Source organism: Neisseria sp. P0021.S007 (assembly GCF_051956855.1).
Genome location: NZ_JBQCXA010001092.1, coordinates 1 through 532, shown reverse-complemented (window position 1 = coordinate 532; position 532 = coordinate 1). Strand labels below are relative to the sequence as shown.

The window sequence follows — 532 nt, the reverse complement described above, 5'->3', positions numbered from 1 at the left end:
CGGTTGCGGATGTCTTTAATCAAAAGCCAGCCGCCGGCAATCAGTGCAATCAGCGGAATCAGCCACACGACAGACGTGAAGACATTGGTTTTCTTGACACGCGCCGGTGCGTGATAATTGGGTGAAGAGTCGTGTTTTTTCATTGTGTTGAGGTCTGGTCAGAATCAAGGCCGTCTGAAAGCTGCTGTTGCTTGTCCCAAATCAGACGGGGATCGAAATAATAGGCCGAAAGCATGGTCAAAATAACGACCAGGCAGAAGTAAATCGCCGCACCACCCGGCACGACGCGCGCCATATTGGTGTGGAACGAACTCATCAAAATAATAATCACAAAAATATCAATCATCGACCAGCGGCCGATGGATTCGGTAATCCGATACAAAACCGACATTTTGTCCGCGCTCATCACAGGTTTAAAGTATGCGGAATAAATCAAAACCGCCATCGCAATAATCTTCAAAACCGGCACCATAATACTGGCACTAAAGATAATCACGGCAATCAATCGGTCGCCGTCGTCCCACATATAAAC

1 protein-coding gene is annotated in these 532 nt (G+C 47.6%); it reads right to left on the bottom strand.

Going from position 1 to position 532, the window contains the following annotated elements:
• Positions 1-139 precede the first annotated feature (139 nt).
• The coding region (locus ACTHUR_RS17690; RefSeq protein ID WP_440400029.1) for a paraquat-inducible protein A at positions 140-532 on the bottom strand (393 nt) is incomplete at its 5' end.